General features: G+C 43.2%; 26 protein-coding genes and 2 tRNA genes. 6 read left to right on the forward strand and 22 right to left on the reverse strand.

The genetic code is table 11. The annotated features are described in order from the left end of the window. Positions 1-37: 37 nt before the first annotated feature. From HJG39_RS06650 to HJG39_RS06725, 16 genes are all read right to left on the reverse strand, one after another. Positions 38-556, reverse strand: coding sequence for a hypothetical protein (locus HJG39_RS06650; RefSeq protein ID WP_268408075.1), 519 nt, complete (start codon positions 554-556; stop codon positions 38-40). A 10-nt stretch (positions 557-566) separates the two neighbouring features. Further along, the gene (locus HJG39_RS06655; protein WP_268408077.1) at positions 567-2,003 is read right to left on the reverse strand and encodes a hypothetical protein; all 1,437 of its coding nucleotides are present in this window, start codon (positions 2,001-2,003) and stop codon (positions 567-569) included. Then, entirely contained in the window at positions 1,990-2,211 is a 222-nt protein-coding gene (locus HJG39_RS06660) for a hypothetical protein (RefSeq protein WP_268408081.1), read from the reverse strand. Before HJG39_RS06660 ends, HJG39_RS06655 begins: the two co-directional genes overlap by 14 nt. Beyond that, positions 2,204-3,403 (reverse strand): hypothetical protein, encoded by a 1,200-nt coding sequence (locus tag HJG39_RS06665; protein WP_268408084.1) that lies wholly within the window; start codon positions 3,401-3,403, stop codon positions 2,204-2,206. Before HJG39_RS06665 ends, HJG39_RS06660 begins: the two co-directional genes overlap by 8 nt. Before the next feature lie 4 nt (positions 3,404-3,407). Continuing rightward, positions 3,408-5,345, reverse strand: a complete 1,938-nt coding sequence (locus HJG39_RS06670; protein WP_268408087.1) for a DUF4815 domain-containing protein — start codon at positions 5,343-5,345, stop codon at positions 3,408-3,410. Then, positions 5,342-5,821: a hypothetical protein gene (locus HJG39_RS06675; RefSeq protein ID WP_268408090.1), complete on the reverse strand. Its 480-nt coding sequence runs from the start codon at positions 5,819-5,821 to the stop codon at positions 5,342-5,344. The genes HJG39_RS06670 and HJG39_RS06675 overlap by 4 nt, the downstream gene beginning before the upstream one ends. Next, the gene (locus HJG39_RS06680; protein WP_268408092.1) at positions 5,805-6,980 is read right to left on the reverse strand and encodes a phage tail protein; all 1,176 of its coding nucleotides are present in this window, start codon (positions 6,978-6,980) and stop codon (positions 5,805-5,807) included. The genes HJG39_RS06675 and HJG39_RS06680 overlap by 17 nt, the downstream gene beginning before the upstream one ends. Then, entirely contained in the window at positions 6,977-7,807 is an 831-nt protein-coding gene (locus tag HJG39_RS06685) for a baseplate J/gp47 family protein (RefSeq protein ID WP_268408095.1), read from the reverse strand. Before HJG39_RS06685 ends, HJG39_RS06680 begins: the two co-directional genes overlap by 4 nt. Then, the gene (locus HJG39_RS06690) at positions 7,788-8,141 is read right to left on the reverse strand and encodes a GPW/gp25 family protein (protein ID WP_268408098.1); all 354 of its coding nucleotides are present in this window, start codon (positions 8,139-8,141) and stop codon (positions 7,788-7,790) included. Before HJG39_RS06690 ends, HJG39_RS06685 begins: the two co-directional genes overlap by 20 nt. Before the next feature lie 2 nt (positions 8,142-8,143). Continuing rightward, the gene (locus HJG39_RS06695) at positions 8,144-8,806 is read right to left on the reverse strand and encodes a phage baseplate assembly protein V (protein WP_268408100.1); all 663 of its coding nucleotides are present in this window, start codon (positions 8,804-8,806) and stop codon (positions 8,144-8,146) included. Beyond that, the gene (locus HJG39_RS06700) at positions 8,769-9,308 is read right to left on the reverse strand and encodes a hypothetical protein (protein WP_268408103.1); all 540 of its coding nucleotides are present in this window, start codon (positions 9,306-9,308) and stop codon (positions 8,769-8,771) included. The genes HJG39_RS06695 and HJG39_RS06700 overlap by 38 nt, the downstream gene beginning before the upstream one ends. Before the next feature lie 128 nt (positions 9,309-9,436). Further along, positions 9,437-9,676, reverse strand: coding sequence for a phage holin (locus tag HJG39_RS06705; RefSeq protein ID WP_268408104.1), 240 nt, complete (start codon positions 9,674-9,676; stop codon positions 9,437-9,439). A gap of 34 nt (positions 9,677-9,710) precedes the next feature. Further along, positions 9,711-10,223 (reverse strand): hypothetical protein, encoded by a 513-nt coding sequence (locus HJG39_RS06710; protein WP_268408107.1) that lies wholly within the window; start codon positions 10,221-10,223, stop codon positions 9,711-9,713. Further along, positions 10,220-10,648 carry a M15 family peptidase gene (locus HJG39_RS06715; RefSeq protein WP_268408109.1) on the reverse strand — a complete coding sequence of 143 codons (429 nt, stop codon included), beginning with the start codon at positions 10,646-10,648 and terminating at the stop codon, positions 10,220-10,222. Before HJG39_RS06715 ends, HJG39_RS06710 begins: the two co-directional genes overlap by 4 nt. Before the next feature lie 159 nt (positions 10,649-10,807). Next, complete coding sequence (locus HJG39_RS06720; protein ID WP_268408112.1) at positions 10,808-11,140, reverse strand: hypothetical protein; 333 nt, start codon at positions 11,138-11,140, stop codon at positions 10,808-10,810. Further along, positions 11,127-11,330, reverse strand: coding sequence for a helix-turn-helix domain-containing protein (locus HJG39_RS06725; RefSeq protein WP_268408113.1), 204 nt, complete (start codon positions 11,328-11,330; stop codon positions 11,127-11,129). Before HJG39_RS06725 ends, HJG39_RS06720 begins: the two co-directional genes overlap by 14 nt. A gap of 242 nt (positions 11,331-11,572) precedes the next feature. Here HJG39_RS06725 and HJG39_RS06730 point away from each other — a divergent pair, with 242 nt between their 5' ends. Beyond that, positions 11,573-12,001, forward strand: coding sequence for a helix-turn-helix domain-containing protein (locus HJG39_RS06730; protein ID WP_268408117.1), 429 nt, complete (start codon positions 11,573-11,575; stop codon positions 11,999-12,001). Positions 12,002-12,069: 68 nt separating this feature from the next. Here HJG39_RS06730 and HJG39_RS06735 read toward each other — a convergent pair whose 3' ends face one another. The 5 genes from HJG39_RS06735 to HJG39_RS06755 all read right to left on the reverse strand — a co-directional run bounded on the left by HJG39_RS06735 (position 12,070) and on the right by HJG39_RS06755 (position 15,430). Then, entirely contained in the window at positions 12,070-12,372 is a 303-nt protein-coding gene (locus HJG39_RS06735) for a hypothetical protein (RefSeq protein WP_268408119.1), read from the reverse strand. Positions 12,373-12,893: 521 nt separating this feature from the next. Beyond that, the gene (locus tag HJG39_RS06740) at positions 12,894-13,691 is read right to left on the reverse strand and encodes a DUF4824 family protein (protein ID WP_268408122.1); all 798 of its coding nucleotides are present in this window, start codon (positions 13,689-13,691) and stop codon (positions 12,894-12,896) included. Then, positions 13,688-14,770, reverse strand: coding sequence for a DUF2157 domain-containing protein (locus HJG39_RS06745; protein WP_268408125.1), 1,083 nt, complete (start codon positions 14,768-14,770; stop codon positions 13,688-13,690). The genes HJG39_RS06740 and HJG39_RS06745 overlap by 4 nt, the downstream gene beginning before the upstream one ends. A gap of 399 nt (positions 14,771-15,169) precedes the next feature. Then, a tRNA-Ser gene (locus tag HJG39_RS06750) sits at positions 15,170-15,261 on the reverse strand. A 77-nt stretch (positions 15,262-15,338) separates the two neighbouring features. Continuing rightward, positions 15,339-15,430: transfer RNA gene (locus HJG39_RS06755), tRNA-Ser, on the reverse strand. A 255-nt stretch (positions 15,431-15,685) separates the two neighbouring features. Here HJG39_RS06755 and HJG39_RS06760 point away from each other — a divergent pair. The 5 genes from HJG39_RS06760 (at position 15,686) to HJG39_RS06780 (ending at position 17,798) form a co-directional block, all read left to right on the forward strand. Beyond that, the gene (locus HJG39_RS06760; protein ID WP_268408127.1) at positions 15,686-16,348 is read left to right on the forward strand and encodes a Bax inhibitor-1/YccA family protein; all 663 of its coding nucleotides are present in this window, start codon (positions 15,686-15,688) and stop codon (positions 16,346-16,348) included. A gap of 78 nt (positions 16,349-16,426) precedes the next feature. Further along, on the forward strand, positions 16,427-16,810 hold the full coding sequence (gene tusD / locus HJG39_RS06765; RefSeq protein WP_268408129.1) for a sulfurtransferase complex subunit TusD: 384 nt from the start codon (positions 16,427-16,429) through the stop codon (positions 16,808-16,810). Further along, the gene (tusC, locus tag HJG39_RS06770) at positions 16,810-17,163 is read left to right on the forward strand and encodes a sulfurtransferase complex subunit TusC (protein WP_268408131.1); all 354 of its coding nucleotides are present in this window, start codon (positions 16,810-16,812) and stop codon (positions 17,161-17,163) included. The genes tusD and tusC overlap by 1 nt, the downstream gene beginning before the upstream one ends. Continuing rightward, entirely contained in the window at positions 17,163-17,453 is a 291-nt protein-coding gene (tusB, locus tag HJG39_RS06775; protein ID WP_268408133.1) for a sulfurtransferase complex subunit TusB, read from the forward strand. The genes tusC and tusB overlap by 1 nt, the downstream gene beginning before the upstream one ends. A gap of 3 nt (positions 17,454-17,456) precedes the next feature. Continuing rightward, positions 17,457-17,798, forward strand: a complete 342-nt coding sequence (locus HJG39_RS06780) for a TusE/DsrC/DsvC family sulfur relay protein (RefSeq protein ID WP_268408136.1) — start codon at positions 17,457-17,459, stop codon at positions 17,796-17,798. Between the two features lie 251 nt (positions 17,799-18,049). Here the strand turns inward: HJG39_RS06780 and serS are convergent, their stop codons facing one another. Next, positions 18,050-19,336, reverse strand: a complete 1,287-nt coding sequence (gene serS, locus HJG39_RS06785; protein WP_268408138.1) for a serine--tRNA ligase — start codon at positions 19,334-19,336, stop codon at positions 18,050-18,052. Position 19,337 lies beyond the last annotated feature (1 nt).

Here is a 19,337-nt window from a genome sequence, read left to right on the forward strand (position 1 = left end):
TAAGAATACTGAGAATAGTACGGAGGGTGTGCTCAAATTAAGCAGCAGGAGATGCCACTTGGTTTAGCACATAGATGCTAATCGGTTTCATTGCAAAACGAGGTGTGCTCAATTCTTGATTCAATAGTTCAGCAGTAATCTGATATTTCCCCGACTCAGCAAACTGCAAGTCTACTTGGAATTCACCGGCGCTCACTTCTGCGGGGAAATAAGCAATACCGCCATCAAAACTACGAACAGGCATAATGAAACTTTCATCATCAATATCCAGCGTACCAGAAACGCGAAATACGCCGCCTTGCAAACAAGTGACTTTCACCTCATCCATTGTGGCCAAATCCGAAGGAGCTTTCAGTACATTGCTCACTTGCGTGATCACAATATCCGATAACACTGGATTAAGCCTTGCTTGTTCCTCTTCATAAGCTTGCTGCATTTCTGCAAGGAAACTTGCCATGTTTTCCGTTTGCCATTCACTACGATCACGTGGATCGTTGGCATAAATTGTTGAGCCAACTTTATAGCCCAAACCTTCGATAAATTCGTGTTCTAACATTGTTTTTTCCTTAACTTAAGTAACCTTTCCAGAGGCCGTAGTAATAATCTGTACCATTGAAATAGAAAGCATCCATATGCCCAAGTGTGGCACCTGAATAAGGATTCACTGATAAAATCAAAGCTTCATAACTTTGGGGAGTTCGCCACCCCCCTCCCAAAGTGCCCAACTCTGCTTCACAATCCACTACTAAATCACCATTTAATTTTCTAAGCGTAAAATGCGCCTCTAGCGCCCCAAATGGTTGAACGTCGCCACTAATGTTTGCTCCGTAAATCCTCTTGACATTTTGTGACATAGTTAATGGAATCAAACGTCCATTTTCAAACGCAATATGCACAGAATAGTTTCGCCCATAGCTTTCATTAACGTTGATATCGCCACTATAAGAGCTAATATCGACGCCAATGCGAAAACTGGGTTGCCAAGGATTATCCGTTGCAATGAAGGGTAAAACGATAATGTCATTTGCATCCACAAAAGCTTGCAAAGCCATGTCATCAGAAAAAGTTTGTCCGGTTTCAACAATATCATCACTGTAGACTTCGATAAGCTGATCGTCTTCTCTCAAAGCAAGAATACAATGCTTAGCGTTGTCATATAACACGCGGTTATAACCTACTGACTTTGTTGCCCCATTCCTTATTACTTGAGTAACAAAACCATATTGGTCTTTCACCGTAACATTGTGTTTTAAGCCCACTCTTTTATCAAATGAGTGGCCATCGACTCGTAAAACACTATATATCGCACTAGTTGAAGCACGATCTTGCTCATCATAAACCACTTTGAATGTTACCTCTGGTGAAGACAAAGAAGCCAATGGCACCACTGCAAAAGCCGTATAATTATGTAAAAAAGTTGGTGACTCTTGAGACTGGTAACTATCCAAATCAATTCGCCAGGTAGCTCTCTGAATATGAGCCTTATTTTTCTGTAACTCATAATAAAAAGCAGAAGATAAAGGATTATTATTCGAATTTTGGGCTTGATACGCAGGCATTAGTATATGTGAACTACCCGTTTCACTATCATAAATGGCGTACACCACATTGGAGCGACGCTCGATTGTAGAATTTGTTGAACTTGCAACATAACTCTCTTTTCGCACTTTTCGGGTAAACTTATTTTGAAACTGGGTTACTTGATGTTGCACTTCGGGTAACACATTCAGTTTCAACAACTCTTGGTTTAACAACGACACCGCATTGTTAATGCTCTGCACATTTTCATCAGCCGATACATCTAACTGAGTTTTCGCATTTTCAAGATTCGATACAGCTATATTCAAATCCCCTTCTGCAACAGCTAATAGTGCTTGCTGAAAGGTTTGATAACTGGAGAGCTCGTTAATTGCCGCTGCAATGAGTGCGGCCTCTGCTGCGGTTTGCTGCTCAGTATTGAGCCGGTCAATTAACCCTTGAACTTGGGTTTCAAGCGTTGCCATTTAATACACTCCCTAAATATGGATGACGTTTGATTAATCGCGCTTCTGCGATGCTGATAGTGCGCGCTTCAAGCTCTGCGACTCTGGTCTCCTGCCCTAACATATCCGCATCGATTTGATTGATGGTTTGTTGTAAACGCCCTAGATCTTCGGAGAGATTACCCGCAGGCAAGGGGTAACCTCGATTTTCCGTTACCGGATTAGGCATTTACCGTCACCGCTCTTAACTGACGTACGCGCGGTCTAGCGGCGGGAGTCCCACTTAATGTCAAACGCACACGAACTTGATCGCTGTTAAAGCCAGACAAACCGTAACTCAACTCATTAAAACCATCGTTGGCGGGCTTGCTATCATCTTGACTCATACTCGTCCAAACGCCGTCGATTTCCGCTTCTACCCCCACACTAGCGCCAGATGGCAAGCTCGCTTCAAAAGTCACATTCAAATTTACATTGGTTCCGCCGGGAAACGCTCGAGTCACGTAAGAACCCGTTGCTTGTTGTTTACCAGAGATTAGTTGCACGCCCTGATAAAGCACCGGGCTTAAATCGGATGCACCCGTCATACGTGCTTTGACATTCACTTCACCAGACAAGGGAGTCGTTAGGTTTAACGGCTGCTCTTCTTGAGCGGAATATTCGTTGCCATTGGCATCAGTGACAATGAACTGCACATTGGTTTGAGAATCAGGCCGCTCTACCCCGCCCAAAGAGACTAAATCCGTTGCGCCATCAAGTGTGACCTTGCCTAAATCAATATCTTGGGATGTGTTAGTAAACTTGGCGGCATATAGTCTGAATCGTAGGTCTCGTTCTTGATGCGGCGTCCATGTCACCGCATTGGAAGACGAAAGCAACACCCCAACCTGATACGGCTGACGTGTTTGCCACTGTTTTGTTACCGCAGAGTATTTCCCTAACTCCGCAATAGCTAAGGAGTGTTCTCCATCATCCGTTAGGAAAACCATCGCATACTCTTTACCGCCATCAAGCACAACCGGACTAAACTGGAATTGTGTGGCACTTGGATACACGCCTAATTCCGACGCTGAAAGCTCAGACTCTGCTATTATCACTTCGTTCGGAAGACCTAAACTGGTCTCGCGAATTTGACAACGAACCGGCGTCGAACCAATTTCTTTAACCCATACATCCACTGCCGCAACGATGGTTGTTTCATCCAACGTAAAGGTTTGTGCCAAAGGATCTGAGCGTAAAATTGTTACCGTTTGGACTCGACGTCTAGTAAAAGTTTGAACCTGAGAACTCCCGGTATAAGTCGTTTCGCCGCGACTACCACCTTCCCCTGTAAAAGCCACTGATTTTGTTCCCACCGGAACACCAGAAGGCACATTAAAGCGCCCTCTTACGATGCCATTTGCATCTGCAACTATACTCATGCCGTTATACTCCCGTTACTGGCAATAACTCGCCATCAAATTCAACATTGTCCAGCGTTTCCCCCGGACCAAATCCAGTGATGGTAAAACTCACGCTACGAGGTCGTAAATTGGGTAAGTTACGTTGACTTACCAAGCGCGTTTCTGTGTTCACTGAAGACGAAATACTTCTAACCAAACCGCCTCCTCGCTGGAAAATACGAGTAATAGGACTCAGCCATACCGATTGGCTAATTACCCAGTTGTCAATCGCTGGCGATAAACGCACACGGGCAGGAACAGGCTCAAATACGCGATACGGATTGATCTTCATTTCGCCAGTATCAGCAAGCTGTTCAATAACGGGTTCTAACTCGAAATCTAGGGTAGCGTTTTCAGTCAAGTTCAGATCATGAACCTCAGCATCAATACTTAAAACAAGTTCGCCATCCACAATAGAAGCAGTCTGTTCTTCACCTTGGTCACGCAAGCTATCGTCAGAGAACGGTTCAACAAAAACCCCCAACTTTGAAGCTGGCGTTGAGGCATTCACCGCATTGTTTAATCGTTCTAGCGCGAGCAACTGATACAAATCCGCAATTTGTTGCTTCATCGCAGCCAATTCTGGCATTGAAACAGCGCGAATCGCTTGCAAAGTAATATCTGGTGCTGTGTTTTCACGCCATGACTGCTCAACCGTCGCCAACACTAGCTGGCTACTGGGTGAAATCGGAGCTTGAGGTTGATAAGGGTGACTGACCCCTTTGATTTTGCGTACTTCGCCATTTACTTCAATAGTGATTAAGTCAATGCGCGGCATTTTCCATTGATAGTCAATGAAAACATCCGTGTTTGCTACCGCTCCTGAAATCACCAATCCATTCTCGTCCTGAGATTCAATGACCGCATCAGTGCGATAACGATAAGTGACATCGTAACTTGAGCCCGGAGAAGGCTCTGCGCCCGTTAATGACCAGTCAACTGAATTCCCCGTAAGTTTAAAGTCGGTGCCATTAACATAAGTGGTTCCGGCTTGTTCCACACTAACGATCGATACCACAGACGGATCAGGTAATGGGTCAGATGCACCAGCAAAGGCACCATGGGTAATTGTCGCTGTTTTTTCGGCTGCAACATCCACTTTGCGAATGTCATGAATTGGGCTGAAATCGGTGTCGATACGCATTTGTTGTTGCGCATCAGGCACAAAGGTCACAGGCTCTGATTCAATCAGCTGCAAATCTGGGTCCACTGCAAACGATTTACGAATTGACGCAGGCAATGCAATTTCGAACCCATCAATGTGTGCTTTACCTTCGGTAATATTGAAGGTTTGCATGGCATTTTCTTGGTTACGGAAAAGCACGCCTAAGCCATCAACTAAATAGCTACCGCCGTTGGCTTCTCTGTCGTAACGCGCAATTGCACTCGTTACCGCATTAAGCTGCGGAGGCGGCTCGTTAATAATTTGCACACCTTGGTCTATACGATGAACCGGATAAAAGTTCCCCGGAGAATCTTCTGTAGACAATCCCCATGTTGCCGTTACTTCGCGCCTTGCTGCGCCCGGTTCATCATGAGATTCAGTGCCAATAGCTGGGTCGCGTAAGCTTGGATCATCTAATTCCGTAACAACGCGATCCACTAACCAAATACCGACGACTTGAATATCATCAAGGGCAATATTAAAGCTGGCTTCTGGCACATTGTGGACTAAACCACGAATGTATACTTTTGCATCTGTGACTAACGTTGTGCCATTTTCAGTATCAATGTTGATGCTACCACCTTCGATAACATCGCCATCACGCATGATCGCATTACCTGTGCGACCTAACATGTCGAAGAACATGCCCTGAAGGTCATTCAGTTCTCGTCCTTGCAAATGATTACCCACTCGAAACATTAATTCATGGAAACGTTTTTCTGGGTCATAGGTTTTGTAATATCTGTCCAAGCTCATAAGGAAATCACATACTCATAGGTTGATCGGGTACCCACGGTGCGTTCACGTGGCCCAAAGTTACTTAACAAGGCCGCCCGGCCCACCTTTTCAATTTGCTCTGGAGCAAAATACTTTTGTCCTGGGGGTAAGCCCTCAACAATTTCAGTGCCGATATACACCATGGTTTCTCGAATCACTTCGCCTTGTGCATCTTCGAAGTCATAACGAAATTCAACGTAGAGATGGTTAGTGGGTTCTGCTGAAATGCTGAAAGAGCCCGATGACAGCACGATTTCCCCAAGTTCATCAGGGACGACATACTGAGTGCGGGACACTTGGCGAAAACCAATAGGGTCTTGCAATGCCATTTGCGTCCTTTCTTCCGATGGCGGGGTTTGCCATTCACTATCACCACGCCCCCAGGCTAAATAAATGCTTTCCTTTTCAATAGCCTCAGCTATAAAGGTTCGAATATCGTCAACTACTATAGTCACTGTGTTTTATTCCTATTGTGATGTGTTCAAATGAAGTCCATTCACGTTCATCCCAAACTCCAAGCCATTGCAGCCCTAAGTTGCGAACAGACAAGGTTTGACTGTCAGTTAATGTGAATGCATCTATGGTTGAAATAGTGGGTAAAACTTGTTGCGCCGAGATCAGGGCATAGCCATCATCTCCAACAAAGGGCACGTCTAAAGTACCGTTTTCGGTATAAGTAAGGCGCTGCACTACATGAAGTGGTTCGCATTCAAGTCGGTATAGGTCCCCTAAGCGACTGACTGATAACCGCACAGGCTCACCTATTGTTTTGACTTGAGTTAATCCAAGATAACTGCGGTCAGAACTCAGTTTTGTCCCGGACAGGGTCATGTGTGAGTAAGAGAATCGGCGATGATCTAACGCAATAACGCTAGGGTCGAAGCTGACTATCTGCGAGTTCCGGTCAAAAACGCCTTCGCCACTGCGTGGAATGGCTTTATCGCCCAGTTTAAATACACCGAGTAACATCTGGTGAGGGTTATACATAACACTCTCTGTTACTTGATGACTCACCGCCTCATCAACACGAATGGATGGCCCAGTTGCGACATCGCTAAAACGGTCTGCAAAACTCCATTTAACGCCCTGATGGCGTACCCCGCTCGCATCAGATAATAGTGCGTCGCCCAGACGATGTTGGGACAACTTAAGTGCCCGTATATCGTAATCATGCCAAACACGCCATAATCGGTTTGCGACTGGCGCTGACAAAGACGAGATGCCAATAATATCTAGAATTTCAGCACTTTGCGGGATACGCCCGGACTCAAGCATAAAGCGGTGTGAATTCACACCCGGGCCAAACTCTTCTAACGTTGCGTTATCAAAATCGATCCAAGACAGCCCCACCTTTAATGACTCTGGTGTGCCTCGAATACGTTGCCATAACAATCCATTGGTAATGGCTTGGCGTTTATCCATCAAATACGGACTAATTTCATCCAGTCCATATTCCCAAATTAGCCAGTCTAAAAATGCATCCGGCGGTGCATGTTTTAGCTCAGCTAAGGTATCAATCCCAAGATTTAAGGCGTTATCTATTTGATTCGCACTTAGTACATCTCGTTGCAAACGCGATGCATTGGGAGGTAATAAAGCTGATGCATCGGTCATTCACGCCTCCCTGCTAAATTCAGTTGAATGTGACCCGGCACGATATATTGGTTGGCAGATGCCAGTGTGAGTCCAGTGGGAGTCATTAACTCAACACTATGAACTCCTGATAGGTGCAGACGACTATCAAGCCAGCTTCGGGATAAATCCCATCCGAGCCCTGCTGCTGATTTCCAAGCAGAAATGAGCGAATTTTGCAATTCATCAAAAATGACTTGGGGTGTGTCACTAAGCAGATGAATATCAGCTTCAACATCCACTGCAATAGCTTCTGCTGGCAACACTAAGACTTCATGACCAATAACACGCACATCTTCAGCGGTGACTTTTTCTCGTACTTTGGCCACGGTATCTTGAATGTCGAAGCCATCCCGAACCAAGACAGACACTCGCACTTGTCCTTGCTCGGGGCTATCAACTGCCACATCTCGAATCGCTAAGGGATCAACCGCGATTGCGCGGCTCCGGTAATGCGCGGCACCGCCTGCGGTTGACGAGGCAATATTTTCCTGACGGATTCGTAACCGATAACCACCGTCAGATTCTCCACTTGCTCGACGCAAGCCGTAGAAATCCCCTAGCTGATCTAAATCGTCCCCTGTTGCAAATCCCAATAAGTTCGCTAACGCGACATCATTAATCCGCTGGCGATTGAGCAACTGCTGATAGGCCTCTACTTGAAAAAGCTGGACAATGGGGTCGCTATCTAAGTCGATCACATCAATATAATTGGGGTTGATAGAAAGCAGCCTTTCTTTGCGTGCTTGCACCAACTGCTCCAAGGTGACGGTTTCTAAAATTTGAGGTTTAGGATAATTCGGTATCATTGATAACAATCCCATCAATGGTCAGCGGTTCACCATTTGGTAAATACTCACCACTGACGTTTAAAATAATTTTTCCCGGTAAAGTTTGCTGAATCGATACATCGTCGAGACGAAACCTTGGCTCCCATAGCAACAAAGCCTCGGCTGTTGCGGCTATCACATCGAGCCCCCAAGAATCCGTTGTTGGCTTATCAATTAAGTCATACAGCCTCGAACCAAAAGTACGCAGCCCAACTCGACTACCAAGAGGTGTTGACAGAATGATTCGGATGGATTGCCGTACATGGGCAACGCCACTTAGCGGCTCACCCGTAATTGCATTTGTTCCAGCCATAGTTATTCCGGTTTTAACGTTTTTGCTCCCCCTGAGGCGACGCCCGGGTGAACATGTTTGGTTAATGAAACGCCGCCACCTTTGACTTCATCGGTTGCGGAGATTTGTGCATCAGAATGGATATTTTTCGTTGCTGACACATCCCCATCTACAGAGGTTGTGCCAACAATGTGTGTGTCTCCATTGATGTTGACATTGCCGTTTATGGTGACAGGACCATCGATGGTAGCCCCTCCACTAACTTCAATATGAATGGTGCCATCCGGTGCCATCGCGATATGAAAGTGACTCTCAGCTCTATCAAAAATAAAGCTTGTTCCATCTTTAAACAGTTGTTGAGTTTGTTCGGCGTTGTCTTGAGGTGCTGGGAATTCGCCTTGATACAGGCTGCCGATAATAACGCCCTGTGAAAAATCACCATTTGGGCATAAAACGACAACATATTCCCCGACATCTAACGGCTGCCAATGGATATTGTGTGCCGCTCTTTGCACAGCGTACGCTAACCAAGTGCTTTGCAAATCTCCATCAGACACCTTGACACGTCCAACAAACTCTTCTTCACCTAATTCCAGCACTTTACAAAAGCGCACCAACCCCGCCATTTTTCGGTTTAATTCAGCAACGTTAAACGGGGTGGACGAGTTCATGATCAGACTTTGCATGAGGCTCTCCTTTTTTTACCCTAGCGATATAGATGTTTTGAGGAGTGATAGCAGTAGCATCCCAATAGGAAGTGCCTAAGTGTAAAGTTTGCTGAAACCCCACTTTCCACGCCAATGCATTACCTGAAGTCGACAAGATCTGCATATCAGGGACTGAGACAATATGTTCTGCTGCTTGAGTCACTCCGGTTTCAGGAAGCCACACACTGTTATCACGCAACTCCTGCATCACGGATAACGCAAAGCGACGTAAACTTAACTGCAAATCCGGCGTATCTTCTGCCAGAACACAGTGCAGCCCCCATTGCACTTGTACGACGACTTTGTCGTGCAAATCTGTTTGTAACAGCAAGTTTTCAATATCAATTAAAATCGCAGGAGCCGTTACTGAACTAGCATTTTCTGACTCCCAAAAAGACACATTTACCCCGTTAAGTGCTGTCGTTAACTGGGACTTCATGGCATCAATAACCTGTACTAACCCATCCGTCGGTTGCGTCATGGAACTCTCTCTTTAATTTGTTTGGTTAAGGTCGAACTACGTGTCCTCAAACCCAATCCTTATTGAGTAAAATGCTCATCCCTGAACAGGAGCAATAAATTGGGTGCCCTTTGCGGGCGAGAGGAAAATTACCGGCTGTCGGGTGACTCCGGCGATGTGTCTAATTCTTGGTTTAATTTAGCAACTTGTAGCTGATGCAACTCATGTTGGCGCTTATCAATGCGACGTTTGAAATATATGTTGGTAATGAACGTCAACACCGCAATTAACAAGCCTGTTGCAGCTATCATTTCTTGTGATGTCAGTGCCGAAAACCCGAACGTGAAAGCAGACGTGACGTAGTTGACCACAGAAAAACGGTCAGACATCTGATACACCTTTTTGTTCTTGGGGAGCACAGAGCTAATAAGAGTTTTTGCTCTGCGTACTCATCATTTGCGTTTTATCTGAACTAGATTTAGTAGTCCCAACCCAGTACGCGATAGACGTACCCCACGCTGTTACCACTTGTCCAAACAGCATGTACAAAATGCTGGCATTTTCTTGGGGAATTTGAACTTTCATTAATGCCCAAGCCGCTGCGGCAACAAAAATCGTTAGCAATAAACAAATCACCGAAGGCATCCAGTGAGATTTATGGTGTTTTCGCGCACTATCCCGATCTTTTACCTCCAAGCTGAAAACATCCACGCCCAGCTTTTCCATGTCTAATTTGAATTGGTGATCCAAACGTTTAATATCAGCTAGTTGCTCGGGGTTGGCACTTAAAATAAAATCTTCAACACGCTGTGAAGATGCTTCTTCATCTCCCAACAGGTTTGCTGCAAGAAATTTTACGGCTCCTCCGGCTAGCGGACCGCCCAAAGCGGTAGCAAGTGTCGGTGCAATGGCACTTAATGTACTTTTCCAACTCATGGTTTTATCAACTCAAAATGGGGTAAATCATTAAAGGTTTCATCCAAATTTCGGCCATCGCCATCCCAGTCTCCCCCCCATCGCAATAAATGGGTAATTTCACCTTTTTCATATAGCTCTAACGCAATTTGTTTAACTTGTCCGGCAAACACACCAAAAGCCACTTTGTCGGACCAATCCGTGTTTTTAAGCTCGACAAAGTAAGGGCCCGCATCCACAGCCTGACTGGGATAACTGTTGTGTTTCGAGTTTGGGAAGAACAGTTGAGACAAGCCTTTTTCATAAGCTTGGTTTTGGGCCTCTTCTCCCCTATGTCCACAAAATATGGAGCAATCGGTATACTGTATGACTTTGTTAAAAATCCTCTGCAAATCCGAGTGACAGCTTGCCAGTCGCGATTCAGACGTTTTTCCAAACCTTGGCATTTCTACTCCCTGAAAATGAAAAAACCGCCTTGCGGCGGTTTGAATTGAAGTTTATTTATTTCGCGAAGCTCTCGCGATGGTAGGTATATTAGTGCGATTCTTAGGTTAGAAAAAGTCCAAAACCTTGAACCCTTATCTCACCGCCTTATTCTTACGTCGTTACAACAATCTCATTAAAGCGAGTTCTGCTTCGCGTTGGTAATAACCCGTTTCTTTTTTTTGATGCACATACTTATTAACTACAGCTAAGCGGCATTGGGTTGATAACTTTTCAATAGCGTTATCCATCTTTTCAATATGTTCAGGTACAAAAACAGCATCAGCCTGACGATTAAAAAACTGCTGAGCAGCTTCCTGTTGCACTCCTGTTTTTAGCTGATCGCATAACCTGTGTGTACTACTTGTGGCAGAAAACCCAGGACCCAACCGCCGACTGGACCAAAAGCGCCCCCATTCTTTTAGTGCTCGACGAAGCTCTTTAATTTTCATCATTGCTAGCTACCTCACTGTAATCAATCCCTAACATTTCCAGAATTTCAATCACGCTATTAAAAGGAGGTTCCGTTCTTCCACTCTCATAATTTTTAATTGTATTGAGTGAAAGACCATAATGCTCCGCAACAAACACTTGCGGAAACCCTTTTAGCTTCCTCGCCTTTTTAATCACTTCACCACCGCGCATAAATTTCTCCTTGTAAAACAATTCACTAAAGATGGAATACCACGTAAAACATTATGTTACTTATAAAGTATACATATTGTATACTGGGATAATAAACGTACCTCATATACCATTGCAATAGGTTATGCTTTTTAATTCGAAATTTTCTTGTTCTAATGTAGTATGGGCAGATTAGCCGTTTCCAGTTGGTGGATTTGCTGGTAACGCCCCCCTTTTTTTGGAGCACTTTTCAAAGATCTGATATGGAACTAAAAGACAGACTTATTTTATTGAGAGAAAAAGCAGGGCTCGATCAGGCTACCTTCGCGTTTGCATGTGGGTGGTCAAAGTCTCGATATAGTCATTACGAGAATGGACGCAGAGAACCCAAACTTGCAGACTTACAACATATTTCAAGCGTGCTTGAGCAATACCTTGGTCCGCACGCTATCGTGTTTTTAGTTACTGGTGAATCGCTAAACGATATTTTTAAGCATCAAGCTCAAAATCAACAAGCATTTACTCCCGATATTGCGATAAATGAATTTAAAAAGTTATTGGATGATGCCATCGAGTTCGGGTTAATCAAGATTAAGCCCGGTGTGAAAATATCTAGTTTGATCGAAAATTTTACTAAAAACTGTATGAAACATGTAATTCAATCTTCTTCCGAAAAGTCGAAGTCGGGGTAAACCGACACGAATAAATAATATTCAAAACGCACCTTAGTTATTTTTTATTTTTATTGTGGCTGTTTTAATTAGCTCTTATTGCTTAGAAAAGTATCAATACTTATGAGTTTAGCTTTTGCTTGTTTTCTTTGTGTTTCACGAGCTTGAACCGCATCTCGGCAATCCTTAATCAATTGCTCTTTTAACTCGCGTTTTTTATCGAAACAATCAACTTCATCATGAATAAACAGGTAACGTCGAGCGAACTCCAAATCTTCCGTTCTTGCAGCCCACTTACGACCATTATGCTTACATAAAAACAATAGTTGACCAAAAAACACACAAAGCACCGATAAAACAATTACAATAAATAACACCACACTAAGGCTCATATAAACTCCTTTTTACTGTCAACAATACATACTTAGCCGTTTTACGAGCTATCAATGAACTTAGGCGAAAAGAAATGAGACTCTTTAATTTCCGCCTTTTGCAGTTCTTAAAGCACGAAAAGCTAAGCAATCCCTCGAACCACTATCAGTTGAAACAAGTTATCAAGCCTCAACATAATAAACGGACAATGGCTTAGTCTTGTGATAAGACCTAAGTCACTTCATTTGCCTTACTTGAAACACATAGTGTCAATAAGTCTAACTACATGTAAAAAGCGCGCATCCTTATGCAAAATCTAGGCAATATTTATTCATTCTGACCAATGAAAGGGCCATTGAGAAAAATATACTTACCTTTATTGAAAGCCAATATTTTGTCGAAAAAATAGCACAAAAGGGGAAACTAAAGGGAAAACCTGAGTATATCGGGAGAAAAAACTACGGGGTTTTGAAGAGGATAAAATTAGAGAGGCTGCTTGCAGCAGAGCAAGTGTGGATAAGAACCAGTAAATTACCTCAATTCACTCATTTTTATTGATACCAACAATCCAAGGTTCCAGACGCTGCCCCCATTTAACAACAACCGTGTAACGAGGTGGTCTTATCTCTTTTTTCGGTATAAGTTCAATATTATCAAGTGCTTCTGAATACGGCATTGGAAGTAATATCTCATTAACGGATAATCGCTTAAGTCCTAAGTAATAACGCTTATCACTTGAGTTAAAATAAGGCTTGCTTAGCCCCTTAACAATAAGAATATTCGGTAGCCCAGCATATTTTGAAGCCAACGCATCATAAGACTTTGATGCCTGAATGAAGAATAAACGGCTATTGTTGACTTTTTCTTTTTCAAATGCGGTTTGACTTCGCTTTTGGTATTGTTTATTGCGTTTACTGGGGTTTTCTTGATATTCCAGTGTTGCAGTGCGATATGCATCTTCTGCTTTTTTAACCTCTTTCTTATGAATGTCACCATCAAATTCTAAAGCCCAATATAACTCTCGAGTCTGAGCCCACTCACTTTTATGCTCGCCAGGGATTGAAAACCCTAAAGTAATCAATTCTTCTTCATCGGTTTTTATTTCTTTGGGGGAGTAAGGAGAATACGGTGCATTTTCTGGCGTAGGAAGCCGCCATTTTAAACGCAGCAATATGCCTGAGTTTTCTTTAATTGCGCCTTGATTATAAGGCAGGAAAAGCTCTCTCTCGGTCAGCGTCAGTTGGCTTTTTTCTTCCATACGATTGTACGCGACACCACTCAACACCAGCGCATTAGATCCCAATAAAATGCACAATCCAAGCAATAAATATTTTTTCATTTCGCAACGCCTTCACTCAACTGATTTAAACGCAAACGCTTGAACACCATCAACGCAAGCAAAGCGGATAAACCCAAAAGGAAAAAGAAGACATACTTTGGCATCCAATCCCACCACCAATCGAAGAACTTTGTATACATAAACAATACAAAGAATACTGTGCCAGTATTTACGACTTCACGCCAACGCTGCTTTATACCTGCCCAAATACTCAATAAAGCGAGTGCAAATCCCACCACTTGGTACAGTCCTTCTATTACATCCGAAGACCATCTTATGTAGCTAATAGCCCCATAGTTGGAAAGTATCAATATAGGTAAAAACAACATGATCATTGCAAGTACACGATAAATCGTGTCAAAGCCAATAAAGCGCCTAGTAGGAACCAATACAGGTAGCCAAAAAAAGAATAGGCTTGCAAGGAAGAAATTTTCAGGTCGTTCACCAAAATCAATCCAATACATACCGCTCCATGTACCGAACTTCATTGCGATAAAACCACTGCAGCACATAATGGCAAAAAACAACAGCAATCGAGCATTGACAGCATAAGCAAGTAAGAAGGCAAAGGCGGCCCATACGATAAGTGCATTAGGCGATGGCGATATATTGAATATTTTCCCCAACATTGAAAGATTCAGCACAAAGCACGAAAAACTCACTACAGCGGCGATTTTCGAGAAATAGGCGCTTTTTTCTTTTTGAGAGAGGTGCAGCGACACAATGAATAAAATAAGCGGAACAAGCACTAAAATACCAACTTGATACCCGGTACTGAAATGTCCCCAAAATTGATAAAACAGGAAGAATACGCTGGCAGCCATTGCCAATGCTCCAAACAGCGACGCAATCTTCATTCCAAGAGTAAGCTGTTTAGACCCATCGTTAGTATCAACATCATGAGAAGCCGTTAGCGTTGCTAAAAGCTGTTGGTGATAACGCTCTATATGACGGGATTTCTCAGCAGGAAGCGCCAGAATATCATCTTTCTCAAGTTCAGCTAGCTCTCGTTGAAATGCATGAATTTGATCGACCCGCAATTGGGCGTTTGCCTTATTGGATACTGGGTTTTCTTCCATGCTCAAACTTCCTTTTTAAAACCGTTTAACAAGGTTGCTGACTCCAAGCCGTTGTAGATAAGCATTAATCAGGACATTGGCAATAACGGAACAGACAGTAACCGAAAACAATGGTCCTTCCTAATATTGATAGCATTTATAGAAGGTGATAGCTCTGTTAGAGTCACTATAGCCTTTTATCTTTATTTTTCACTACTGACTTAACATCTGCCCGAAACCCCTATCTTTAAATTCGTTTTTCTACTAAATAGGGTATTTTGATTATACTCTGGCTCTTTTTTCATTGCGATGAATGCAGTTATTAAAGTTGCATCTTTGAGTCAGGTCTAAGTTTTCGAACCGCTGCAATAGCGCGTACATTCAAGGCTGTAGGGGAATTAGCTAGGTGTGATTCAGGAATGGCGGAGAGGGAGGGATTCGAACCCCCGGTAGGGATGAACCTACGCCTGATTTCAAGTCAGGTGCATTAAACCGAGCTCTGCCACCTCTCCGCGGCAATATTTTATGATGTATCAACATGAGCTGTTGACAGGATTAAAAAACCCGCGAAAGCGGGTTCTTTAGAATTTGGCGGAGAGGGAGGGATTCGAACCCCCGGTAGGGATGAACCTACGCCTGATTTCAAGTCAGGTGCATTAAACCGAGCTCTGCCACCTCTCCAAATTGTGTTGCGAATCTTAATGAGCTTGTTCGGCCTTGTAAAGTGCTAATTTAAAATAATTTAATTAACTGCTTTATCTTTATTCAATTTGCTCAAATAACAGCAAGCTCCTATATTTATTACATCTGTTTACGCTTTTTTATCGTATTTCATTAGTGTAGGTCTTGAAAAACTAACACAAACCCCATACTAATAGCATCAGTAGTAATGTTATCAATTTAAGTTAAGCATTCGATTTAACAACGGAGTTAATAATGCAATATAACACAGTGTCTTCCGCTACTCAGTCATCTGCGCTGGAGACAAACAAAGTCTTGCGCAACACCTATATGTTGCTTGCATTGACTTTAGCGTTCAGTGCAGTTGTGGCTGGCGTTACCATGATGATGAATTTGCCTCATCCTGGTTTTATTGTCACTTTAGTTGGCTTTTATGGCCTAATGTTCTTAGTTCACAAAACAGCAAACTCTAGTGCAGGTTTATTAAGTGTATTTGCCTTTACTGGCTTCCTTGGCTACACGCTCGGCCCTATCCTAAATATGGTGATTGGTGCAGGTGGCGGCGAGCTAGTGATGACAGCACTAGGCGGCACCGCATTAATTTTCTTTGCATTATCTGGATATGTGTTAACAACTAAAAAAGATATGTCGTTTTTAAACGGTATGTTGTTCGCGGGTTTCTGGGTAATTTTGGTTGCAGTTATTGCCAATATCTTCCTACAAATCCCAGCTTTGTCCCTCGGTATTAGTGCCATGTTTATTCTGTTTTCGTCAGCTGCCATTTTAATCCAAACCAGCGACGTTATTCGCGGCGGCGAGAGAAACTATATTTTAGCAACGGTGACTTTGTATGTGTCAATCTACAACATTTTCATCAGCCTGCTAAACCTTCTCATGGCGTTTAGCGGCGACGATTAATCGCTTACACTAAACCAATTTAGCTTAATTAAAACACCCCTTCATGGGGTGTTTTTCGTTGATCATAGAATGTAATTCATGGCGAATTTTGTTTTATTAGTTACTTCTCCGCATTACGACAGCAACAGCGCCAATGCGGTTAAACAGTTTACATTGGCGGCACTAGATGCCGGACACAACGTCACCGTTTTTTTCTACAACGCCGGTGTGACTCATGCCAATAAATTCAATCTGCCACAAGCCGGTGAGCCTTCTTCATCAGATATTTGGCAACACCTATACGACAAACAGGTTCCACTCCTTGTTTGCGCTACGGCCGCAGGCAGACGTGGCATTATTGATGACATCGAAGCTAAACAGCATCATCTAAAAGAATCATCTTTGCACCCAGTGTTTAGCCTATCTGGATTAACTGAGTTGGCAGCGTTATCTTCTCAAGCGGACAGGATGGTGCAATTCTAATGTCTATTGCAATTATCAATGTCAGCGCTTCCAATGTCTCTCCGAATGGATTAGAAGCTTTGGATTTAGCATTCTCATTTGCCAATTTAGAGCAAGACGTTTCAATGTTTTTTATAGATGATGGCGTGTTTCAACTGGTGAAAAACCAACAACCTGAAAGCCATGGCTATAAAAATCACACTAAAAGTTATCCAGCGATGGCATTTTACGACATAGAAAACATTTACGTTTGCAAAAACAGTTTAGAACAACGGAATTTAGCCTTAAATGATCTTTGTATCGACATAGCGTTATTTGAAAAGCACTCGTTATCTCCCCTACTCCGTAATTATAAACATGTGGTAACGCTGTAATGAATCTTCATATTTTATCGAAAAGCGTGAACACGGAAGCGCTGGCAGAAAAACTAAATTACATTAGTGAAGAAGACGCCTGCTTATTAAGAAACGATGCCGTATTAATGCTGCTTAATGAGAAAGCATTACAAACTCTGTCCCGCTCGTTACCTGCTACGCGATTATTTTTATTAGAGGATGACTTAAGGCTACGCGGCCTCGCGTTTAATAAGGAAGACGTAACAAAAGTTGGCTATAACGAATTCGTCGACCTCTGTTTGCAATTTGAAAAAACGATTAGTTGGTAGTTTATGTCTGAAAAGTATCTTGAATTTAATGGTCAAAAACTGGCAATTGATGCCAATGGTTATTTGTTAAATGTCAATGACTGGTCGCCTGAACTCGCTCCCGTTTTAGCCAGCACTGAAAATATTGAGTTAACTGAAGCTCACTGGGAAGTCGTGAATTTTGTGAGAGATTTTTACTTGGAATTTAACACCAGTCCTGCTATTCGAGCTTTGGTAAAAGCAATGGGGGCCAAATTGGGACCGGAAAAAGGTAACAGCCGTTATCTACACCGATTATTTCCTAAAGGCGCCGCCAAACAGGCAACAAAGGTAGCCGGATTACCTAAGCCAGCTAAGTGCCTTTAATGAAAAACGGGCTACCGTTTTCACGATAACCCGTTGTCATTACTTTTATGTTTACTAAACTAAAAAACCAGAGACGGTTAGTTTTATCCTTGGTTAATGGTTGAGAAAATCATCCATACAAAATAACCAACCAAACAAAAGATACCGACGATAGATAGCCAGTAAACAAACTTCATAAGAAACCGAATCTCTTGGTTTTTCTGCATAAATAACCCTCTAAACTTCAGAAACTCATCTGCCGACTTAACAAACTAACCGATCTTAGTAAGTCCCCCCATATAGGGTTGCAATACTTTTGGCACATCGATCGTGCCATCGGCTTGTTGATAGTTTTCCAAAATAGCCACAAGCGTTCTTCCAACCGCTAAACCTGAGCCATTTAATGTGTGCAACAACTCGGGTTTAGCTCCCCCTTCTGGGCGGTACCTTGCTTGCATTCTTCTCGCTTGAAAATCAAACATATTTGAGCAGCTTGAAATTTCACGATAAGTGTTTTGTGCTGGTAGCCACACCTCCAAATCGTAGGTTTTACAGGCTCCAAAGCCCATATCACCGGTACATAACACCACTTTACGATAAGGTAGCTCTAACGCTTGAAGAATTTTCTCTGCATGCCCTGTTAGCTCCTCTAAAGCATCGAAAGAATCTTCTGGCTTAACCAATTGAACTAATTCGACTTTATCGAATTGATGCTGTCTGATCAAGCCTTTCGTGTCGCGTCCATAAGAACCTGCTTCACTACGGAAACATGGCGTATGAGCAGTTAATTTTAGTGGCAATTCATCCGCGTCAAATATCACATCGCGGGCAAAGTTTGTTAGTGGTACTTCCGCTGTCGGGATAAGCGACATTCCAACGCCTTCTTCGGTCGCCGGTTGTGTGTGGAACAGGTCTTCACCGAATTTGGGAAGCTGACCTGTGCCGCGCAAACTATCCGCATTAACTAAATAAGGAACGTAAGCTTCTTCATATCCATGTTCGCTTGTGTGGGTGTCTAACATAAATTGAGACAATGCACGATTTAAACGCGCGATTTGACCACGCATCACAACAAAGCGAGAACCACTGATTTTTGCCGATAACTCGAAATCCATACCTTTTAGATTCGCGCCTAGGTCTGCGTGATCTTTCACTTCAAAATCAAACGTTTTCGGTGTGCCCCATTTAAGCACCTCAACATTTTCATTTTCATCTTTACCTTCTGGCACCGACTCATGAGGTAAGTTAGGAATGCCCATTGCCGCGTTATCAATATTCGAAAGAAGCTCTGCAAGTTCTTTTTTTGCCGCATCTAACGCTTCGCCAAGCTGGCTCACTTCCGTCAACAATGGCTCTATGTCTTCACCCGCCGCTTTCGCTTTACCAATGGATTTGGAGCGCACATTACGTTGATTTTGTAATTCTTGAGTATGGCTTTGAAGATGCTTACGCTTTTCCTCCCATGCCGTAAGTTGCTCCACATCAAGTGTATAGCCACGCTTTTTGAGCGCAGCAGCGGCAAACTCAATGTCTTGCCGTAAATATTTTGAATCCAACATT

Origin of the sequence: Alteromonas sp. a30 (assembly GCF_026788005.1) — a bacterium.
Lineage (GTDB): Bacteria > Pseudomonadota > Gammaproteobacteria > Enterobacterales > Alteromonadaceae > Paraneptunicella.

Coding starts and splice junctions, on each gene's coding strand:
- HJG39_RS06650 (WP_268408075.1), bottom strand. CDS start 556: ATGTTAGAACACGAATTTATCGAAGGTTTGGGCTATAAAGTTGGCTCA.
- HJG39_RS06655 (WP_268408077.1), bottom strand. CDS start 2,003: ATGGCAACGCTTGAAACCCAAGTTCAAGGGTTAATTGACCGGCTCAAT.
- HJG39_RS06660 (WP_268408081.1), bottom strand. CDS start 2,211: ATGCCTAATCCGGTAACGGAAAATCGAGGTTACCCCTTGCCTGCGGGT.
- HJG39_RS06665 (WP_268408084.1), bottom strand. CDS start 3,403: ATGAGTATAGTTGCAGATGCAAATGGCATCGTAAGAGGGCGCTTTAAT.
- HJG39_RS06670 (WP_268408087.1), bottom strand. CDS start 5,345: ATGAGCTTGGACAGATATTACAAAACCTATGACCCAGAAAAACGTTTC.
- HJG39_RS06680 (WP_268408092.1), bottom strand. CDS start 6,980: ATGACCGATGCATCAGCTTTATTACCTCCCAATGCATCGCGTTTGCAA.
- HJG39_RS06685 (WP_268408095.1), bottom strand. CDS start 7,807: ATGATACCGAATTATCCTAAACCTCAAATTTTAGAAACCGTCACCTTG.
- HJG39_RS06690 (WP_268408098.1), bottom strand. CDS start 8,141: ATGGCTGGAACAAATGCAATTACGGGTGAGCCGCTAAGTGGCGTTGCC.
- HJG39_RS06695 (WP_268408100.1), bottom strand. CDS start 8,806: ATGCAAAGTCTGATCATGAACTCGTCCACCCCGTTTAACGTTGCTGAA.
- HJG39_RS06700 (WP_268408103.1), bottom strand. CDS start 9,308: ATGACGCAACCGACGGATGGGTTAGTACAGGTTATTGATGCCATGAAG.
- HJG39_RS06705 (WP_268408104.1), bottom strand. CDS start 9,676: ATGTCTGACCGTTTTTCTGTGGTCAACTACGTCACGTCTGCTTTCACG.
- HJG39_RS06710 (WP_268408107.1), bottom strand. CDS start 10,223: ATGAGTTGGAAAAGTACATTAAGTGCCATTGCACCGACACTTGCTACC.
- HJG39_RS06715 (WP_268408109.1), bottom strand. CDS start 10,648: ATGCCAAGGTTTGGAAAAACGTCTGAATCGCGACTGGCAAGCTGTCAC.
- HJG39_RS06720 (WP_268408112.1), bottom strand. CDS start 11,140: ATGATGAAAATTAAAGAGCTTCGTCGAGCACTAAAAGAATGGGGGCGC.
- HJG39_RS06725 (WP_268408113.1), bottom strand. CDS start 11,330: ATGCGCGGTGGTGAAGTGATTAAAAAGGCGAGGAAGCTAAAAGGGTTT.
- HJG39_RS06730 (WP_268408117.1), top strand. CDS start 11,573: ATGGAACTAAAAGACAGACTTATTTTATTGAGAGAAAAAGCAGGGCTC.
- HJG39_RS06735 (WP_268408119.1), bottom strand. CDS start 12,372: ATGAGCCTTAGTGTGGTGTTATTTATTGTAATTGTTTTATCGGTGCTT.
- HJG39_RS06740 (WP_268408122.1), bottom strand. CDS start 13,691: ATGAAAAAATATTTATTGCTTGGATTGTGCATTTTATTGGGATCTAAT.
- HJG39_RS06745 (WP_268408125.1), bottom strand. CDS start 14,770: ATGGAAGAAAACCCAGTATCCAATAAGGCAAACGCCCAATTGCGGGTC.
- HJG39_RS06760 (WP_268408127.1), top strand. CDS start 15,686: ATGCAATATAACACAGTGTCTTCCGCTACTCAGTCATCTGCGCTGGAG.
- tusD (WP_268408129.1), top strand. CDS start 16,427: ATGGCGAATTTTGTTTTATTAGTTACTTCTCCGCATTACGACAGCAAC.
- tusC (WP_268408131.1), top strand. CDS start 16,810: ATGTCTATTGCAATTATCAATGTCAGCGCTTCCAATGTCTCTCCGAAT.
- tusB (WP_268408133.1), top strand. CDS start 17,163: ATGAATCTTCATATTTTATCGAAAAGCGTGAACACGGAAGCGCTGGCA.
- HJG39_RS06780 (WP_268408136.1), top strand. CDS start 17,457: ATGTCTGAAAAGTATCTTGAATTTAATGGTCAAAAACTGGCAATTGAT.
- serS (WP_268408138.1), bottom strand. CDS start 19,336: ATGTTGGATTCAAAATATTTACGGCAAGACATTGAGTTTGCCGCTGCT.